The sequence below is a fragment of the Methylocaldum sp. genome (genome assembly GCF_039794385.1).
Classification (GTDB): domain Bacteria; phylum Pseudomonadota; class Gammaproteobacteria; order Methylococcales; family Methylococcaceae; genus Methylocaldum.
This window is the reverse complement of record NZ_JBDIVO010000058.1, coordinates 1-19447: the sequence shown is the minus strand read 5'-3', so window position 1 is coordinate 19447 and position 19447 is coordinate 1. Positions and strand designations below refer to the sequence as shown.

The following is a 19447-nucleotide window of genomic DNA, read 5'->3' as shown; positions in this document are numbered from 1 at the left end:
GACCTCCACGTTGGCGTAGCAGAGGCGCATCAGCCGCTCCCTCGCCTGCTCGGCCAGCTCCGCTATGATTTCCACCGTGTAAACCCGCTTAACCAACAGCGACAGGACCGCCGCCTGATAGCAGGAACCGGTGCCGATTTCCAGAACGATGTCGTCCGGTTCTGGATCGAGGAGATCGGTCATCAAGGCCACGATGTAGGGCTGGGAGATGGTTTGACCGTAACCGATGGGCACGGGCCCGTTCTCATAAGCGTAAGCCTTGGACTCGGAAGGCACGAAACGGTCACGAGGGACTTTTCGCATCGCGTCCAGCACCCTCGGATTCAGCGTGTCTTTACCGATGAGATGCCGGGTGAGGGTAACCTCCTCCTCGATCTCGCGCATCATTCGAGACAATCTAGTCATAAGACCTCGTTTGGTCCGAGCGGCGGAATAGGCTTATCTTACGCTTTAACCGACGGCTAAGGTTAAACATGATTACCCGATTTATCTGTGCCGGGAGCTTGAACGCGGATCTCACGTTTCCGGTCGAGCGCCTGCCGGAAGAACACGAAAAACTGCGCTGCCGAAAATGCGTTTTGAACTACGGCGGATCGGCCGCCAATACGGCCTATTGGCTGGCGCGGCTCAACCAGTCTGTACGAATGCTCGGGTGCGTGGGCGACGATCCCTTCGGCACGCTTGCCATCGCGGCGCTGGCCGAAGCTGGGACGGATACGAGCCTGATTCAGCGCACCCGCCGGAGCCTTACCGGCATGGCCGCCATTTTCGCGACCCCCGGCAGCAAGCGCATGGTCACTTCGGGCGGGGCGAACGCTTGCTTCGATCCGGCGGAGATCGATGGCCGGATTTTTTACCCTGGCGCGCACTTGCACGTGGCGACCTCTCTGCACGAGCTCGCGCTGCCCTTGATCCGTCTCGCCAAGGAACGGGGCGCCACCGTCTCCTGCGATCTGGATGAAGGGCCTACGGAAGAAATGATCCCCCGGCTGGATTTGATCTTCATGAACCAAACCGAGCTGCGCCGCTGGACCGGTTCGACCGATCCGCGCGAAGCGCGGAAGCGTCTCTCGCCTTCAAACTTTTTGGTCGTTACCCAGGGCGCCCGAGGGGCGGTGGCGTTGGGACCGAGCGGCGAATACGCCCATCCCGCGTTCCCGGCGACAGAGGCCGATCGAACCGGCGGTGGCGACGCCTTCGACGCCGGCTTTCTGTACGGACTTGCACAAGGGGCCGCCCCCGAAACCTGTCTGCGCTTCGGCTTGCTTCTCGCTGCCCAAGTGATCGCGAGCGAAGGAAGCCGTCCACGGTCGGTCGACGCGGCAAGGGTTCTCCGGGCCTCTCTGCGGACTCCCTGAATGTTCGGCGTTGCGCGAACCCTTGATTCAAAAGGACGCAACGGTGACGGACCAGGAAGCTAAATGGGTGGATTTCTTGCAATGGGCCTTGCCGCGCCTGGAACTGCGCTGGCCGGGGTTCCGCAAAGTCCGGCGTCAGGTGATCAGGCGCATCGCTCGACGTATGGCGGAATTGCAGATGGATGATCTCGACGCTTATCGCCGCCACCTCGAAACTCACGCGGAGGAATGGCCGCGGCTCGATAGTTTCTGCCGAATTACGATCTCCCGCTTTTACCGCGACCGCCGGGTCTTCGATATTCTCGCCCGCGACGGATTGCCGGAGCTGATTCGCCTCTGCCGAACCCGCGGTGAACGCCGTATCCGCGGCTGGAGCGCAGGCTGCGGCGCCGGCGAGGAGGCGTACACGCTGACTTTGATCTGGGCGCTGCAAATCGCGCCGCAGGTTCCGGATATCGCGTTTGAACTGACCGCCACTGATGCCGATCCGGATCAGATTGCCCGAGCCCGGCGCGGCTGCTATCCGCCGAGCAGTCTCAAGGAATTGCCGCCGCCTTGGCGCGACCTAGCCTTCACGGAAAATCAGGGACGGTACTGCATCAAACCGGAATATCGCGGACCGGTGAGCTGGGCCGTGCAGGATCTGCGCAAAACCTTGCCGGACGGCCCCTTCGATCTCATTCTCTGCCGCAACCTCGCATTTACCTACTTCTCGATCGCCCTGCAGCGGGACATCCTGCACGGTCTCGACGCTCGCCTGTCGACCGGAGGGCTTCTCGTGATCGGTGCGCACGAATCGCTGCCCGAAATGCCGCCCGAATGGAATCCTTGGCGACCAGGACTGCCCATCTACCGCAAAGGTCGATAATCCGTTTCGCGATCAAGCATCCGACTGGGGCGGCGCGGCATTCAAATCGGCTCCGAACGCCCGCTGCAAGCGCCACGCTCGCCGCACCAAATACATCCCGACCAGCATCGCCGGAATACTCAGCCATTGGCCCATGGTAATCGTCCAGCCGGACTCGAAAGCGGCCTGGCCCTCCTTGAAGAATTCCAGGACGAAGCGGGTACCGAATACCAGGATGAAAAAGCGACCGAACATATAACCCTCGGGCACGCTATTCCCGCGCCTGAGATAAAAGCGAAACTGGACCAGAAAAATCAACAAGTAACAGAAAGCCTCGTAAAGCTGTACCGGGTGGCGCGGCAGCAAATCGACCCGGGCGAAGACAATCGCCCAGGGAACGTCGGCGGGGTGGCCCAGGATTTCCGAGTTGAAGAAATTGCCGATGCGGATCAGGCATCCGGACAAAGGTACGGTAACGCCGATGCGATCGCACACCCAGAGGAACGATTGATTGGTCGCCCGACGGGAATATAGCCAGACCGCGATCAGAATGCCGACCACCGCGCCGTGGCTCGCGAGCCCGCCTTCCCACACCGCGAGGATTTTCCACGGATGCGTCAGATAAAAACCCGGATTGTAAAACAGCACGTGGCCCAAGCGGGCTCCGATCACGGTTCCGGCAAGGACGAACAGCACCAGATCGTAAACCTCGTCCTCCGGCCGTCCCTCACGCCGAAACAAGTAACGGAAGACGAACAGACCGTAGACGAAAGTCGACGCGAAGAAAAGTCCGTACCAGTGGACCGGAAGCTGGAAAGCGCCTATGGAAATGGTGAAGGCGACGGGCGAAATATCCCACAGCATGACGAACATGTCCTTCGGTGGTTGCGGTTGATGAAAAGTTCTCTGATCGGCTGACCGTTGAGGTTTAAGAATTTCTTCTGCTATGTGAGCTTTGTCAATTTAGAGCGTTTGCACGCCCGATCGATGATCCGGCGACGGCTCTCGGCCGTTTCGTCCAATTTAAACTTCCATCTGCTTTGCAGACCTAAAGGATGGACAGACTCAATTTCGATTCGGCTAGCTTACCGGCCGAGCGTTCCTTAGGGTATCCGAGCCGCTCGCCGGTAGAACGAGATCTCGGTGTATAAGACGAGGGCATAACGATGAATTCTGAAGCGGATCCTATTGTCGGCAATTGGTACCAACATCTGGACAAGGGTCAAGCCTTCCAGGTCGTCTTCGTGGATGAGGAGGCGGATTTGGTGGAGATCCAGCATTTCGACGGAGATGTGGAAGAGATGGATTTCGATGCCTGGTACCGGCTCGAGATTCAGCCTATCGAGGCGCCGGAAAACTGGAGCGGGCCTCTGGACGTCTCGGAAGTGGACGATCTCACGGGTACCGAAGTCTCCGATACGCCGCCCGAAGATTGGGTCGAGCCTCTGAAGGAAATCGAAAAGCCCCAGGACCGGCCGACCGGTACAAGCCCGGAAGAAGGCGGAGACGAGTGGGGCGAGGGATTTCCGGAAGAAGAGCCCTTGGAACAGGAGCCTTCGGCAGAAACTCCGGAAGAGCCCGGCGAGAAAAAGTCGCGGCAAGGAAGCGGTGAACCTTGGTCGGAGGAATGATCGAGCCTTTTCGAGCAGAAAATTGCTGTCGCTCGGACAACGGTATGGCTAATCCTCCCAAAACTTCTAAAATCAAGGCGCTTTATCAAAGGAGGCGCCAAGATGAAAACTATGCCATACCGAAAATGGGTCGATTATGTCATAGGCTTTTTGAGTCTCGTCGCCTGGATCACGCTGTTCGGTTCAGGACTGCTGATTTCGTCACGCCCCTATCGCGACCATCTCGCGGCATCGTTCAATTGGCACGATTTCATCATCGCAGCTTCTCTTTACACCTACACCAACGTCGCCATCCTGACATGCCTCTCTGGCGTGATAGGTGGAGTATCGAGCCGGTTGACATTCAAGGGGTATCAAGCAGGGACCGAAGACCAGGATCAACCCGCAGACTCCGACCAGGCATTGGCTTCCGTAAGCATGGCCTACCGGGTGGAGTCTCCATTGGCCAGCATGTGCCGCAGCTTTCTGGTTTATCTGCTGTACATCGCCGGTTTGGCCATCGGAATTCCCGGTGGAACGACGGAAGCGATCAGCGAGACGAATGCCGCCCAGTATCTCAGGATGGCGGGACTGTTATCCTTGCTGGGATTTGCTGTCGGTTACGATCCGACCTTGTTTCACGCATTCTTGGCCAACATCCCTTCGCCGATTCGAAAGAAAACAGGCGAACATAGCTAATTCCATTCGGCATTCGAGTGAACATTCATCGTAGGATGGGTAGAGCGAAGCGAAACCCATCGATGGTGAGTTAGCCCCTAGTCTCCGCTCGGGACAGGCCCTTCGACAGGCTCAGGACAGGCTCCGCGTAACCTACCGATCCGAGGTCGCTCTCCCGGTGATCAGCCGGAAATTCTGCTTCTTGTGAACGGAAGAATCGAGATATAAGGATGCACGGCAGCGACTCAGAGAAACGTCTGTTCCGAATCCTTACGCAACTCACCCCAAAGGGCGCCCAGAGGCAGATCGAACAGCGAATAAGCGCGAGGCTTCAAACCGGGCAGCGCACGGGCCGCCGCCAGCATCATTTGAGCGCTCAGGGCGGCCTCGGAAAGGCGCGCTTCGAACATCAGATACTGGTGTCTGGTTTGACCGGCCGAACCGTGGCGTTGCAGCAGTACGCCGTGCTCGTCCTCGAGCGCCGCCATACTCTCGACCTGAAATACGGTGGTGATGTCGCCCCCGAACAGCGGGTCAGCGGCAACGGCCGCTTTCACTTCTTCCAGTCTCGCGCCGTCCGCCAATTCGACATAGACATAGCGCTCCATCTGCCCGTCGGCGTTCCGGTGTTCCGTCGAAAGCGCCCCCTTAACTCCCGGTACGGAGCCGGCCAGCGTGGTGTGATGCAGGCTGATGCCGGGCCTATGACTGATGTCGGTGTGTCCTTTCGGCGTGAGCAGAGCGAACAAATCCCGCATCAAGGACAGCGCCCCAGGGTCCCAGCCGGCGCCCACTACAGCGGGCCGCTCGAAGCGGATCGCCCAGCGATCTATGGCCTGCTTGTGCTCAAGAACAGCCTCGCCATGGAATCTTGCGCACTCGACGACCGGCAGACCCAGTTGGAGCAAATCGTGTACGCAGCCCCTAACCCACTCCGCTGGGATGCAGACCAACACCGCATCGAGACCGGATAATTCGCGGATATGGGAAACGACACGAATCCGATCGAAGGGAGCGGGCAGGATCTGCGGCGACTCCGGTCGGCGTACGACACCGGCCAAGACAATCTGTTCGTCGTTCCGTGCCGCTTCGGCACACGCCAAACCGAGTCTGCCGAAACCGACGATGGCAATGTGCAAACGTCGCATGGTTCACTCCCTGAATGATCAAAACCGTCAATCGGCACGGTGCCGTTCCAGGATACAAGGGGGATCGCTCTCGCCGCCGGCGTCTCTTGGAGGGTATGTGGGAAGCCTCGCGGGCAGCCCAAGAGCGTGCCCGTCCTAGGCTCAGTCGAAAGGGCCTCTATGGGACGCGAGTAGCTTCTCGCATAACCTCTTAGCGCGGCTTTCCGATGGGCACCAAATATAGGATCTTCTCCTCCGCTGGAAGGTCCAGAACTTGCGCCGACCACTCGTCATCGAATGCCCCGACCGGCGTACCGCCAAGTCCCAGGGCTACCGCCTGAAGCAAAACGTTCTGCGCCGCATGCCCGGCTTCCGCATGGACGTAGGCGCGGCCGCGGGAGCCGTACTTCGCGGTCGTTCGCTCCTCCACGGCAGCGAATACCAGGATTGCCGCGCTGTCTTTCAGCCAATCCTGATGCATTGCCGCGGCGGCGAGATCGGCCCGAAAATCGCCGCGACGGATCACCTCCAGCCGGTGCCGTTGAGGGAGATACCGGTAAATGCCTGCCGGCAGATTGAGAACGTCGCCGCCCACTAGGTACAGCTCCAACGGATAAAGCGCACCGGCCGAAGGGGCGGTGCGGAGCTGATCGTCGTGGGTGATTCCCTGAGCGGCCCATAAGAGCTGAGATACGTCTTCCAACGACATCGGCGTCCCGAGAAACTCCCTAACCGAATCGCGCCTGTGCAAGGCCTCTTCCAATGACATGGAACTCGCGGTATGCGGCGCGGGCAGAACAATGATCTCGGCGGCTATCACGCGGTGTCTCCCGGTATCGACCGATCTCGCGGAGAGTAAAGACGCATAGGCCGTAAGAGCACTTGCCAAGATAATTCGAAGCACGAAAAACCGGGGGGCGCAGCGTCCGTAGAAAGCCTTCCGCATCGTCTATCTCCTTTACTAGAACAATAACCGGCTTTTCGGTCGAAGCCCAAGAATCCGAACAGGTTACAGCCATGCCCGAACACCGGGACAACGACAATCCAGTCGTACATGCCGGCTTCCTACAAGGATACGCTTTAATCTTTGATAGACCATAGTGCGCGGCCTTCGTTTGCGAAAAAATCTTGGGGCCCACGAATAGTCGACCAACTGCCGTCAGCACGAGACTCACGAGTGCGGTGGTCCAGGCGGAACTAGGCCACGGGCTGTCCGATCGAATATTTCGATGACGGTCGAAATTGGCTCAGGGCCGAGTCGCCCGGTTATTCAAGTCGATGGCCGACGCGATTAGTGCTTTCCGGTGCTCGTTATGTCCAACGTTCTCCCGGGGCACACTCGACGATGCGCTTACCGGGCGTTGCTCGTCGGCCTCGAAGCGCAATGATCTGACGATCGGCGTTGGATGACGAGGAAACCCATGAAAAAGCTCTCCGCTTTGTTGACGGCATCGGTTTTTGCATTAACCGCATGGGGATTGCCGGCAGCCGCGAAAACGCCCGCAACCGAAAGCCAGCCGCGCGCCATGGACAGCGCGCATGGCGCCAAGCTGCGCAAGCTATTGGAAAGCTTGCAAGAAGGCGGATTGCGGGCGCATGAAAGCTATGAAAACGTGATGCTTCGCCACGTCAACGAGCTCAAGCTGTCCGACGAACAAATCGGCAAGATCGTGCGGATACACCAAGACAATCAGCAAAAGATCAAGGAAATCGGCAAGAAACTTCGTGAAACCCAACGATCGGCCTATCGCCTCTTTCTGAACCCGGCGAGCGACGAGGCGGCTATCCGTATTGCGGCAAAAAATCACACGGCGGCTTTCGACGCATTGGTGAACACGGCTTTGAGTTCCCGCGCGGCGATCAATGCCGTATTGACTCCGGAGCAATTTAATCAACTGAAATCGCTTGGGGCTGAACCGTAGCATCGATCCCCATGCTCAAGAGTCCGACCAGTCGCAGGCGTATATCTTTGGGTTTACTGGCAACCGGGGGAGTGCTGTTTCTGCTTGCTCCGGAGAACGCCTGGATCGGCCTGGTTTTTCTAGGATTCGGGGTATTGCTGGAAACCCTCGGGTTCTTGTTGGGACATTCCGGGCACTCATGAACGGTGCCGGAGACATCGGACTTCTGGACCGGCACCGTTCAAGACGTGGTTGACGCGCTGCACGGATTGCGTCCATGCGGCATGCCGCTATCGACGGCAAGTCGATTACCCCCCCCCCGACTGGACACGGAAAAATTCAAATCATAAAGTGGCTCGGTGTCGCGGCGGATATCGACGAGCCAAAAGGACTCGGATTGCCGTTCGGAGGATTGATAAGGGAGCCGCCGCATAGTAGCTCGGAAGGCCATTACCACGGAGACTACTCCCCACAAAGCGAACGAAGTTCGCATAACCGGGGTCTCAGTCGCAGCAAAACCCGCTTTTCACCGGAGCAGCAATGATCACCGACACACACGGGCAGTACGACAGACTCGGCCCGGGAGCCTCGCAGGCCGGAGCAAGCGAACTGTTGAAATCCCATTATGCTGAGCGCGGCTTTCTACCAGAACAGGACCCCCTCACGGCCTTCCCTTACGATTCCCGCTACGCCGTAATCGACGAGGTCGGCCGTGATTTGCCGAGCCTTCTGCATGACGTAGGATTTCGCGCTTATGCGCGGGAGCTCGATATCCCGAGCTGGGAGGAACCGGTCACTGCCGAAACACTGCCGCAGCTTCGGCTGTACTACCTACGGATCGGTTTTCTCGCCTCCGCTTATGTCAATCAGGTCGGGATGGAACCGGCGCGAATGCTGCCGCGCAACATCGCCGTACCGCTGGCAAAAGCCTGCCTGCTGTTGGGGCGTCCGCCGATTTTGAGCTACGACGGCTATGCCTTGTATAACTGGAAGCGCTTCCGCAAAGACCAGCCGATTCGATTGGGGAACATCGACACGATCCAGAATTTCGTTCACATGTACGATGAACACTGGTTCATTCTGGTACATGTGGAAATCGAGGCGATTGCCGCAGACATTCTGGCGGCCATTGCTTCGGTCAAACGGAAATTCGCCGTCGATCCGAATTCCGACATCGGCACCGAACTGTGGCAAATCGAAAGTGCAGTGCGACGCCAAGTCGAAGTGCTCAAACGGATACCCGAGAAAATGGATGCACGCCTGTATTACAAGACTTTTAGGCCGTATATCCGATTTTTCGACGGCGTGACTTATGAGTGCGTGGACCAAGCGCCTATCCGATTCCGCGGCGAGACCGGCGCGCAGAGCAGTATCATGCCGACTTTGGTTGCGTTCCTGAAGATTCCGCACCAGCGTTCGGCTTTGACCGATCATTTGGCCGACATGCGGAACTACATGCCTATCGAACATCGCCGGCTCATCGAGGAGGTCGAGGCCATGCCGAACGTCCGACACCCCCGCTACAAAGAATCTTTTAATGCCATACTCGAGGCGATTGCCTCTTTCCGCCGTGTCCATTACGGCTGGGCGCAGGAATATATCAATCGCTGGACCGGCGACCCGAGGGGAACCGGCGGAACCCCGTATATGGAATGGCTCCGGCAAATGATTTTGGAGACCGAAGCCTATCAGCAAAGGTAGACCGTCCCTGGTCCGGTTTGGTGCGACACCTGATGCACCAAGATCCTCGGCTTATATCTTCTCGATAAATTGTTTCCGGCTGATGACAAGCTGCGGACGGCCTGTACCACCTGCCGAACTTCAGGCAGTGAAAACAGAGCGGCGTTCACATCGGCGAAAGCGCAGCTATCGGCGAGCCCCGCGTTTAGGACAAACTCAAAGAAACTTCCACCAAATATCGCGTAAGGCTCTAAAATCATGGAAACCAGGACGGGTTTGAATAGGTCAAACCGCGATGAATAACCACACCCCGGTACCGAGACGCGCAGTGCTCCCGCGAATGTATCCCGATAGCAACTCATTCTCGGCGGTCTTTAATGGTCCATCGGTCTCCGATTGCGTCGATGCCATAAGGAGACACTAACGTTCAGGGAGCGGAAGAAGTAAACTCCGCCGTCCCAGCGTGCAGCATCATGAAACAGATCAATCCCTGCTCTTTTGAAACTCTCTGGGATCGCGCGAAGCCCAAGCCGAGCGAAGCAATATCGCCCGAGAATCAAACGCTGTGCCAGGCTCTTTTCGAAGCCTTGCCGGATGCTATCGCGGTCGTCGATTCTCAAGGCCGCATCCGGCAAATCAACGCGGAGCTGGAGCGATTGTTCGGCTACGATCGAGAAGATTTACTGGGTCGACCAATCGAGAGCTTGATTCCGGAGCGCTATAGAGCACGTCATATCGATCACCGGCAGCACTACCGCGCAGCGCCTTATCGGCTCAAGATGAGCCAGCGCCCCGAACTCTACGGCCTGCGACGGGACGGCAGCGAGTTTCCCGTGGACGTCCATCTGGCGCCCATCAAGGCGGAGGAAGGTACCTTAACCATAAGCGTCATACGCGATATCACTCCCCACAAGACTGCCGAGGCCGAAATCCAGGAGCACGCGCACCGCAAGGCTATTCTCGCCGATCTGAGCCAATCGGCCCTGGCCGGCACCAGTCTTGATCGGCTGATGAAGCACGCCGTGGAACAGATCGCCCAGTGTCTCGACATCGAGTACACGAAAATCCTGGAGCTTCTTCCCGATGGTCGGGCCTTACGATTGAAGGCGGGTGTGGGCTGGCGAGAAGGATTGGTGGGAGAAGCTACGGTCAGCGCCGGTTTGGAGTCTCAAGCAGGTTACACGCTGCTAATCTCCAAACCGGCCGACGAGAGCACCCTGATCGCCGGCGAACCGGTCATCGTCGACGACCTTCGCAGCGAGACGCGCTTCAGCGGTCCGCCTCTGCTCTTCGAGCACGGCGTCGTGAGTGGCATGAGCATCACCATTCCCGGGTATGCGCGGCCCTACGGCGTGTTGGGCGTGCATACCAAAAAGCACCGCGCTTTTACCGAGGATGATGCCCAATTCCTGCGCGCCGTTGCCTATACGCTGGCTTTGGCCATCGAGCGCCGGCAAACCGAAGAGGCCTTGCGCGAAAGCGAAATGCGCGCCCGGCGCTTGGTGGAAGCCAATATCATCGGAGTGTTTGAGGGAATCGAAGACCAGATCTGCAATGCCAACCAGATCTTCCTCGATATGTTGGGTTACAGCCGTGAGGATCTGCAGGCGGGAAGATTACGCTGGCCGGAGATGACGCCGCCCGAATACCAAGCCTTGGATGAAGCGGCTCGGAACCAGTTATTGGATCACGGCGCGATCACGCCTTTCGAGAAAGAATTCATCCGTAAGAACGGCACTCGGGTGCCGATCCTGATCTGCGCCACTGCGCTGGAACGCTCACCGTTCACCTGGATCGCGTTCATCGTCGATTTAAGCGAGTACAAGCGGCTGGAAGACTCGTTGCGGCGCCGAGCGGCCGAGCTTGCCGATGCTGACCGCCGCAAAGACGAATTCCTGGCGATGCTGGCCCATGAGCTTCGGAATCCTCTGGCGCCGATCCGTAACGCCGTCCATATCCTGCATCGCCAAGTGCCGCTGCTGCCCGAGAGTCAACGGCCGCTCGAAATGATCGAGAGGCAGACCCAGCACCTGGCTCGGCTGGTGGACGACCTTCTCGATGTTTCAAGGGTCACGCGCGGCAAAATCAACCTGCACAAACTGCCCGTGGATCTCGTGGCCTTAACCGCTCGGGTCGTGGAAAACCACCGGCCCAGCGCATCGGCGCATCAGCATACCGTCACGCTGACTTTGCCGCCCTGTCCTCTTTATGTCGAGGGCGATGATGTTCGATTAACGCAGGTACTCGACAATCTTCTCAATAACGCCAACAAGTACACTCCGGACGGCGGACACATCTGGGTGACCGTCAAGGACCGGAAGGACGAAGTCCTCGTCTCGATTCGAGACAGCGGTATCGGAATTGCCGAGAACGATCTGTCCGAAGTCTTCGACCTCTTCGCCCAAGTCGATCCGGGGATCGACCGTGCCCGCGGAGGATTGGGCATCGGGCTCTCACTGGTCAAACGGCTGGTGGAAATGCACGGGGGCTATGTCGAAGCGCGCAGCGACGGACCTGGAAAAGGCAGCGAGTTCATTATCTACCTCCCGCTTTTGTCTGCAAAAACCGAGCTGGTTTCCCACTCTTGGAGCGCTCTACCGGCGTCCGAAGCACCGCCCGTGCTACGGGTTCTGGTGGTGGACGACAATTACGACGCGGCGGAATCGATGGCCCTGCTGGTGAAGCTGTGGGGACATGAAACACGCATCGTCCATGACGGCCGGTCCGCAGTGGATATATGCCAGACGTATAAGCCGGATGTGGTTTTGCTCGATCTCGGTTTGCCGGGAATGAGCGGCTATGAAGTCGCTCAGCACTTACGAAAGGAATACGGAGACTCGATGACGCTTTTCGCCCTGACGGGGTACGGACAAGCCGAAGACCGACAGCGAAGCGCAGCGGCCGGTTTCAATCATCATCTGGTCAAGCCGATCGACCCCGGTATCCTCAGGACCTTGCTCGCCTCGCGCGAGGTAAGGCCAGCCTAAAGCCAGGGCATCGTCGCGGCACGGTGTTGCCCATCGAGACGGTGCATCCTCAGCCGAGTGCCCTCAATGGCGAAGCTGCTTCTCCCACTTCGACAGAACCGTCGCGGCCACTGCATTGCCCAGAACATTGGTGGCGGAACGTCCCATGTCCAGGAAATGGTCGATAGGCAAGAGCAGTAGCAGCCCCGCTTCCGGGATATCGAACATCGATAGTGCGCCGGTAATGATGACCAGTGACGCCCGCGGCACGGCCGCGATGCCTTTGCTGGTAAGCATCAGCGTAAGCAGCATGATGATTTGCTGGTGAAGCGATAAATCGATGCCGTACGCCTGGGCGATGAACAAGGTCGCGAAGGTCATGTACATCATCGAGCCATCCAGATTGAAGGAATAACCCAAGGGAAGCACGAAACTGGCAATGCGGTTGGGACAACCGAACCGCTCCAGTTCCTGCAGCGTCTTCGGAAATGCGGCCTCGCTGCTGGCCGTACTGAAAGCCAGCAAGAACGGTCCGCCAAGCCGCGAAAGCAAGTTTTTTATCCGCGTCCCAATCACCAGAAATCCCACGCAAATCAGCATTCCCCAGAGCAGTAACAGCGCCAGATAGAACTCGATCATCAGCGTACCGTAGGTTGAGATAATACCTGTTCCCTTCTGGGCAATAATCCCCGCGGCCGCCCCGAACACGGCTAATGGCGCCAACAGCATGACGTAGCCGGTCACCCGCAGCATCACGTGCCCCAGGGCATCCAGCGCGGCGATAATGGGTTCGCCCCGATCTCCAGTTGTTGCCGCCGCCACCCCAAAAAACGATGCGAACACGACGATTTGCAAGATCTCGTTGTTCCCCATGGCTTCCACTACATTTTGCGGAATCACGTGGTGGAGGAGCGTCTTCAGGTCTAAGTGGTTTGCAGGCAGAGCAGCATGTACGGCGTCCTGAGAGACAGGCAGATGGAGCTGAACGCCCGGTTGTGCCAGATTGACCAGGACCATGCCGAGCGAGAGCGAAGCGAGGCTCGCAACGAAGAAATAGAACAGGGCTTTTCCGCCCAGTCGACCGATCGCCTTGACATCGCCCAGCTTGGCGATTCCGACCACCAGAGTCGAGAACACGAGCGGGGCGATGATCGCTTTGATGAGGCGCATGAAAACCTCGGTCAAGAGCGAGACATTACTGACGAACGTTTTGATTTCGTCCGGATCGGGAACGAAACGGCGGACCAGTTCTCCGCAGGCCACACCCAGCACGAGAGCGGCAAGAATGGAGATCGTCAGAATATTTTTTGGCATCTCGCTGAATCAAGCAATGTTCCGGCAAAGCCCGATGGCCGATCCATCTGGCTAAAAAGCATGTCAACCGGTGTTGAAAGTATAAGGGGACGAATTCAAACGCTGATGTAAGGATCAGCCTTCTTCGTTTTCATGGTATCGGCCGATCGATGAATATGAAAGGCGCCGCCCAATTCGGCTCGCCTTATTCGATGATGCGCTTAAATAGGCACCGTATCGGAACTTAGTATAACTATCAGCCGAGGTCCGCGACTACTTGCAAACACTTCAAGTAGTAAATCGCGGCCATACCTGAACATGAGCGTGGCCGGAAGCAGAAATGCGAGGGGGGCTGCGCGCCTCAACCGGACAGGCTGGGGAAGAGCAGTCAACCGCTAACGGTTGCGTTCGGAATTATCCGACAACGGCACGCCAGCAGGATTTTCGAGCCTTACCATATTGCCAATCACTTACCAAGGAAAAAGCGGTCCGCGTAGGGTGGCGCTTCGCACTTCCTCGGGTACCAGAATGAACACTACGAAGGCAACGGTGGCCAGCAAAGACGTGGCGGATACCGCAAGGCCCACAAAGAAGAATCTGGCAAAGCAACTGATCTGTTGTTTAGACTCTAGAAGAAACATGCAAAAGACTCTTTTGTCAGTTACGTCGATGGTGATCATAGACCCGCTAGAGCACAAGAGTCGTCAGGAAACGGTCAGTTCTCGGTTACGATTCACCCGCAGTTCTTATCGGTGCAAGCGGCTCGCCGTGGAAAATCTCGGGTCAATAGCGGAAAACCACCTCGGCCGGAAGATCCCGAAGTAAGAATCGGCCATTGGTCAACGTCTGCGCCTTGCCGTTCACTTCGATCCGGCGCGGCGCCTGCGGCAGGGGCAGATCGATGATGATGTTTTCCGGCGGGATCGTCAGACCCTCATCGATCCGGATCCGGGTTTCGCCGGGGGCAGGCACTTCGGCATGATAACTCAGTATTCCATAGGACGTTTTCAGCCCCGCGACTCCCACGCCCCCCGCCGCTTCCACCCAATGGCGCGGCAAACCGGCACCGATCACCAGGCGCCGATCGGTCTCTTCGTAAGCAAACAGGGTCAGGAAAGCCTGGATGAATTCCGCCCCGATCCACGAATGAGGCATATCGCCGATGAAACGCGGCGCGAGGGGATCGCGCCAGACGATCTCGGCCCACTGATTCCACGCAGCCGGGCGTCTTCCTTGGAAAAGAAACTGTAGCGTCCTGAACGCCGCATCCCGTTTTCCGAGCCGAACCAGGGCGCCGACATTGCGGAATTCGTAAGGCGCATAGGCCTGCTCATCGAGCTCGCGTCTTATCCGGGCCTCGACATCGCCGGCATAACGACCGAAAGTCCGCTGAAAAACCGGAGCCAGGGGTCCCGTTGCCTCGCCGCCGATCGAAAGGGCGATCGCCGTGGAGGTCGGATCGTAGTCGCCGAGCTCCGCGGAACCGGGAACAAAGTCGATGCCGAACTTGCGTCGAGTCAAGCCGATCGAGCTGTGGACATCGGCGCGCAGAGCATCCCGCAATTCGGCATAGCGGGCCGCTCGTTCGCGATCGCCGACGGCGGCGGCCAATTGAGCGGCATCGTCGATGCCCCGGATTGCCCAGAAATCATCCCAGTAAGAATGGACCGGACGGGCCACATAGCCTTCGTGACTGGCCGATTCCGGTATGAGGCCGAAGAAACGAAAAGCTTCGCCTTTGGTGTAATCCTCGGTCAAACGCTGCCGCCGCAGGGCGGCTAGGTAGTCGATGGTCCGCGTTATGCGGGACCACAAGCTCTTCAGGAACTCGAGGTCGCCGGTATAGCGGTAGTAATTGGCGATTGTGTAAACGAATTGACCGGCACTGTCATGCTCGATCATGGCGTCCGGACCCCACGGGTCCAGGCAGCAGGGAATCGCTCCGTCCGCCGTCTGATAGCCAGCGTACCAGCGGATAAACTCGCGCACCTCCGCCGCATGGCCGAAGGCCAGAAGCGTAGCGGAGGTAATCGCCCCATCCCGAATCCAGGTGCGGCCGTAGCGTCGCGAACCGGGCCGCAAGGCCTGTCCGTCGCGATGAATCAGGATGTAGGCGAGATTGCTCTTCACGGTGCGGACGAAATCCTCCTCGGCCGGCGGCACCCGAAACGCGACCTGCCCCAGTTCCCTCTCCCACTTTCGAACGATCTCGGCGTATTGCCTTTCCCAGAATTGGCCGGCATCCGCGCCATGTAGAAGTCTTTTCGGGCTACCCGGATCGCCTTTTGCGGGAAGCGCAAGATAAACATCCCGCGTTTCGTCAGGCGCGAGAACGAGCGGATAACGAAGCACGCCGCTGGCCAATCCGTTCGCATCGGTTACGGCTTTCGCGGGCGGAACGGCGTCTCGAGCCAGATCCAGAGTGATCGGATAACCATCTAAGCTCGTGACGCCGGCTTGGGCGGCCGGCGTCAGCGGCACGACGAGACGGTCGTCGCCCCGGAGAACGGCATTTTCGCATCCAAGCCTGTAGATACGCGAAACGCCGCCCATGGTATGCAGGGATTGCCACGGCGGATTCGCCAGGAACGGGCGCACGGCGAGAAAAAGACTTGCTTTCACGGCCGCTCCAGTGTGGTTCTCGACTCGATAACGGGCAAGGATCGAACCTTTCGGATCATCGCTCGCCAGCGCGGTGACCGTGAGATAGAGCGGCCCTCGTTCCAAGCGCACCGAAGGAATCGGCAGATAGCCGCGTTCGAGAGAGGGCTTAGCGGTTCCGTCGGCCCAGCCATGGAGCCGTCCATCGACATAAAGAAAAGGCTCCACGGAAAACGCACCCTCGTCGACCTCGAGCATGCCGTCTTCGTTCAGAAGGGCTTCGCGTTCCGCACCTCGGCGTTCGGTTCCGGAACTGCCTATCACCGTCCAGTAGGTTTGCTCGCCCAAAAAATAACGGGGGTAAGCCCCCCTTTCGGAATCGCGGGCGATGCGTTCGAACATTCGGTTGGACGAAGAACTGAAGTCGATCGGCGCGACCTCGACGCGGCGAATTCCGAAACCCTTCCCGCGCCGGCTTTGCGCCAGGGAAAGCCGCACGAAACGGGACTCCGACTCAGGCATAGGAATGTAGTCGCGCCGGCCGTTGCCTTGGGTTACCGCATAAGCCCTGTGCCAATTTCGGCCGTCGTCGGAACGTTCGACCGAATACGCCGTGGCATAGTCCTCTGGGTGCCAATCGATGATCAATCCGCCGTACTCCCGGCGCTCGCGGAAGTCCAGAAGCAGCCACTGAGGTTCGCGGTTGCTCGCGCTATGCCATGCCGCTTCGGGGTGCTGATCCAGCAACCGCGCCGGTTCCAGCCCCGGAAGCGAACTCGACGCCGTCAAGAACGGCGATCCGGAATAAGCGCGCTGCGGCGGAAGCGGTTCGAGTCGCAGATCGTCGATCCAGAGCGTGCCGCGGCCTCCGGTTCCGCGCGCGATCACGAACTCGATAAGCCCTAGTTCCGCCAATTCTTTTTCGCCCGCCGGCCCCCAGGCAAACTCGAACCGGCGACGCTTGACGCGCAGCGTCTGCCAGGTTTTGGGGAAACGAAATTCGGGATCTCGGAAGCGCCAGACATTTTTGCCCGACCGGCCGACCAATCGGATCTCGAGAACGTTGGGCGGCGCGGTGCCGCGTAGGGCTAAAGTAACGGCGTAATTATCGGGCAGCGCAATCGGAAACGGCTTGTGGACGATGACTTCGCCGCCGCCCTTCCGGAAATCGAAGTCGATGCGCAAGGCCGATCCCTCCCGGCCCCGGTCCGGCGCCAATGATACTCGGGCTCCCTGCCCCGCGACGGTGCTCCAGCCCTCCACCCGTCCGAACCTGTCCAACACCTGTGCGGAATCGGCCGGCGCGGTTCCGGCTGCCGCGACAAGCATCAGAAATGCAATGAGTGCCAATCCGAGTCGGAACATAGCCGCCGAGGACAAATCGCTTCCATATTATTCTTCATCCTGAATCAACCGCCATTTCCATCCACCGTCTCCGGCGAGTTCGAGGACGGCATCGTAGTTCTCCAGCTTCTCATCGGTGCCCCTTCGTCCAGTCGTCCATCGACTGAACGTGACATAAGTGATTTCGCTTTTCGAGAGCATCCTCAACAGCTGGCCGGCCTCGTCGGCCCGCATGGAAGTACTGATGCGATCCAGAAAGGCGAAACGCGGGGCGGCCAGCATGAGACGGGCAAAAGCCAATCGCTGCTGTTCCCGGAGCGAAAGCATGTGGTCCCAATCCCGCTCGACATCGAGCCCGCCGATACGCGCCAATATAGGCTCGAGATCCAAAGCGCGCAGCACGCCCAGTATTCGGTTTTCCGCGATCGATTCCTCTGTCCCGCTGCGAACGAGCAATTCCCGCAGCGTGCCCGGTGGAAGGTAGGGCCGTTCGGGAAGAAAGTAAATCTGATTGGACTCGGGTCGAACGATACGCCCCGTTCCGCTATCCCAGATACCGGCAGTGGCTCGGAACAATGCCACTTTGGCCTCCTCGCTCGGCCCGATGACCAAAACCCTGATTCCGGGCGAAATCGAGACGGTCAAATCCTTGATCAAGGGACGGCCATCGCTCGGCGACAGCACGTTCAGCCCCACATAAGCCACGTGCTCGCCTTCGCTAGTCTCGATGGCCGATCTTTCGGGCGCTCGAGCCCCGCTGATAGCCTCGGCCAACGAACCGAGCCGCGCGATCACCGCAGCGAACGAAGAAATCGATTGGAACTGCGTGACGATCAGCGAGAAGGCGCCCACCAAATGGGCGAAGGCTATCGCCGACTGAGTGATCACGCCGAACTCGACGCGCCCTTGAATGAAAAAAGGCGCCACGACGAGGGCGGGGATGATTTGGATCAGGTAGTTATAGCCCGTGGTAAAGAAATTAAGGTTCCGGTTCACCGTGATGATCCGCCGAAAATTTCCCGTCAAATCGTCAAGATGACGCAAGAGCCGGGCGCCAAGCCGCCGTTCGCGGTGCAGCAGCGCCACCGACGCGGCATTCTCCCGGACATGGATGAGATCGGCCCGGAAATTGGCTTCCTTATCGAGCTGGGCATAGTTCAATTCGACCAGCGTTCGGCCCAACACAATGGTCAGGTATGAACCGCCGGCGGCATACGCGATGGTAACGGCGAACAGGATCGGACTGATCGACCACATGACCCCTGAAAATGCCAATACGGTGAACGTGGCATTGAGGAGCATGAGTACGAAGGACAGCGTGGTTGCGGTAAATACCCTTATATCCTCGGCGATACGCTGGTCCGGATTGGTAATCTTCCCGGTTTCATCCAGACGGAAATAGGCCCTGCGCTCGAGGTAGTGGACGACCGCCAATCGCGTCAGCCACTCTCGCCACAGCAAACCGAGCCTTTCTTCGGTAAACCGGAAAATCGCCGCCACCGCCGAGGCCGCGACAAACACGCCGATCCAGAGAAGGGCCTGGCCAGTGAACGCGGACACGTTACGGTGTTCGATCGCCGTCATGAAATCCCGGCCGACGTAGCTGCTGACCACATTCAGGCCATTGACCGCGAACAGCAGGAGAATGAGCCCCGCGAACAGCCGCTTGGCCCGCCCGCCGACCTCGGAACCGGCGAAACTCTTGACCGAGCGGATAAATTGATCCCAAGTCTGCCGGTTGATCAGTACTTGTCGTCCATCCATCCGTTACGCTACCTGCTGGGGTTGGCCGCTGCCCCGGCGGCTCGAGCCGTGGGTGCCTAGTGGTTGCCGTTGAGTCGCCATGGTCATCCTTCCTTTGGTTCCGTTCGGTCCGAATCCATCCTGTCCAGGCCGGGTACCGCGACTGGCTTATCTATTAATCAGGCCCGTAAATACCCTCCTGGTATTTCGGGCCGCCGCCCAGGCCGGTACACGCCCGGCCTGGGCTCACGCGGCTTGTCGCCGCGCCGGGGCATCCCTGCCCCGGATTAACCCGGCCT

General features: G+C 58.7%; 14 protein-coding genes and 1 pseudogene. 8 read left to right on the top strand and 7 right to left on the bottom strand.

Features of this window, described 5'->3' with window-relative positions:
* A pseudogene (locus ABJK70_RS07760) lies at window positions 1–405 on the bottom strand (protein-L-isoaspartate O-methyltransferase); the annotation flags it as partial.
* 68 nt (window positions 406–473) lie between these two features.
* On the opposite strand from ABJK70_RS07760, the gene ABJK70_RS07755 reads away from it, so the two are divergent.
* Both ABJK70_RS07755 and ABJK70_RS07750 read left to right on the top strand, forming a co-directional pair.
* Window positions 474–1358, top strand: a complete 885-nt coding sequence (locus ABJK70_RS07755; protein ID WP_347257708.1) for a PfkB family carbohydrate kinase — start codon at window positions 474–476, stop codon at window positions 1356–1358.
* A 43-nt stretch (window positions 1359–1401) separates the two neighbouring features.
* Entirely contained in the window at window positions 1402–2226 is an 825-nt protein-coding gene (locus tag ABJK70_RS07750; RefSeq protein WP_347257707.1) for a CheR family methyltransferase, read from the top strand.
* Between the two features lie 12 nt (window positions 2227–2238).
* On the opposite strand, the gene lgt is transcribed toward ABJK70_RS07750, so the two are convergent.
* A complete protein-coding gene (gene lgt, locus ABJK70_RS07745; protein WP_205780692.1) occupies window positions 2239–3069 on the bottom strand; it encodes a prolipoprotein diacylglyceryl transferase in 831 nt (276 codons plus the stop codon).
* 302 nt (window positions 3070–3371) lie between these two features.
* On the opposite strand from lgt, the gene ABJK70_RS07740 reads away from it, so the two are divergent.
* Window positions 3372–3836, top strand: a complete 465-nt coding sequence (locus tag ABJK70_RS07740) for a DUF6763 family protein (RefSeq protein ID WP_156879356.1) — start codon at window positions 3372–3374, stop codon at window positions 3834–3836.
* Window positions 3837–3938: 102 nt separating this feature from the next.
* Entirely contained in the window at window positions 3939–4514 is a 576-nt protein-coding gene (locus ABJK70_RS07735) for a hypothetical protein (RefSeq protein WP_347257706.1), read from the top strand.
* A 224-nt stretch (window positions 4515–4738) separates the two neighbouring features.
* On the opposite strand, the gene ABJK70_RS07730 is transcribed toward ABJK70_RS07735, so the two are convergent.
* Window positions 4739–5641, bottom strand: coding sequence for a diaminopimelate dehydrogenase (locus tag ABJK70_RS07730; RefSeq protein WP_156879354.1), 903 nt, complete (start codon window positions 5639–5641; stop codon window positions 4739–4741).
* Window positions 5642–5831: 190 nt separating this feature from the next.
* A complete protein-coding gene (locus ABJK70_RS07725) occupies window positions 5832–6566 on the bottom strand; it encodes a SagB/ThcOx family dehydrogenase (RefSeq protein WP_347257705.1) in 735 nt (244 codons plus the stop codon).
* A 475-nt stretch (window positions 6567–7041) separates the two neighbouring features.
* On the opposite strand from ABJK70_RS07725, the gene ABJK70_RS07720 reads away from it, so the two are divergent.
* The 4 genes from ABJK70_RS07720 (at window position 7042) to ABJK70_RS07705 (ending at window position 12188) form a co-directional block, all read left to right on the top strand.
* On the top strand, window positions 7042–7542 hold the full coding sequence (locus tag ABJK70_RS07720; RefSeq protein WP_347257704.1) for a Spy/CpxP family protein refolding chaperone: 501 nt from the start codon (window positions 7042–7044) through the stop codon (window positions 7540–7542).
* Window positions 7543–7589: 47 nt separating this feature from the next.
* Window positions 7590–7724: a hypothetical protein gene (locus ABJK70_RS07715; protein ID WP_347257703.1), complete on the top strand. Its 135-nt coding sequence runs from the start codon at window positions 7590–7592 to the stop codon at window positions 7722–7724.
* Window positions 7725–8061: 337 nt separating this feature from the next.
* On the top strand, window positions 8062–9222 hold the full coding sequence (locus ABJK70_RS07710; RefSeq protein WP_086135412.1) for a hypothetical protein: 1161 nt from the start codon (window positions 8062–8064) through the stop codon (window positions 9220–9222).
* 452 nt (window positions 9223–9674) lie between these two features.
* Complete coding sequence (locus tag ABJK70_RS07705; protein WP_347257702.1) at window positions 9675–12188, top strand: PAS domain S-box protein; 2514 nt, start codon at window positions 9675–9677, stop codon at window positions 12186–12188.
* A 63-nt stretch (window positions 12189–12251) separates the two neighbouring features.
* On the opposite strand, the gene ABJK70_RS07700 is transcribed toward ABJK70_RS07705, so the two are convergent.
* From ABJK70_RS07700 to ABJK70_RS07690, 3 genes are all read right to left on the bottom strand, one after another.
* Entirely contained in the window at window positions 12252–13481 is a 1230-nt protein-coding gene (locus ABJK70_RS07700; protein WP_347257701.1) for a dicarboxylate/amino acid:cation symporter, read from the bottom strand.
* Between the two features lie 762 nt (window positions 13482–14243).
* A complete protein-coding gene (locus ABJK70_RS07695) occupies window positions 14244–17441 on the bottom strand; it encodes a discoidin domain-containing protein (RefSeq protein ID WP_347257700.1) in 3198 nt (1065 codons plus the stop codon).
* Window positions 17442–17453: 12 nt separating this feature from the next.
* Window positions 17454–19169, bottom strand: a complete 1716-nt coding sequence (locus ABJK70_RS07690) for an SbmA/BacA-like family transporter (RefSeq protein ID WP_077729254.1) — start codon at window positions 19167–19169, stop codon at window positions 17454–17456.
* Window positions 19170–19447 lie beyond the last annotated feature (278 nt).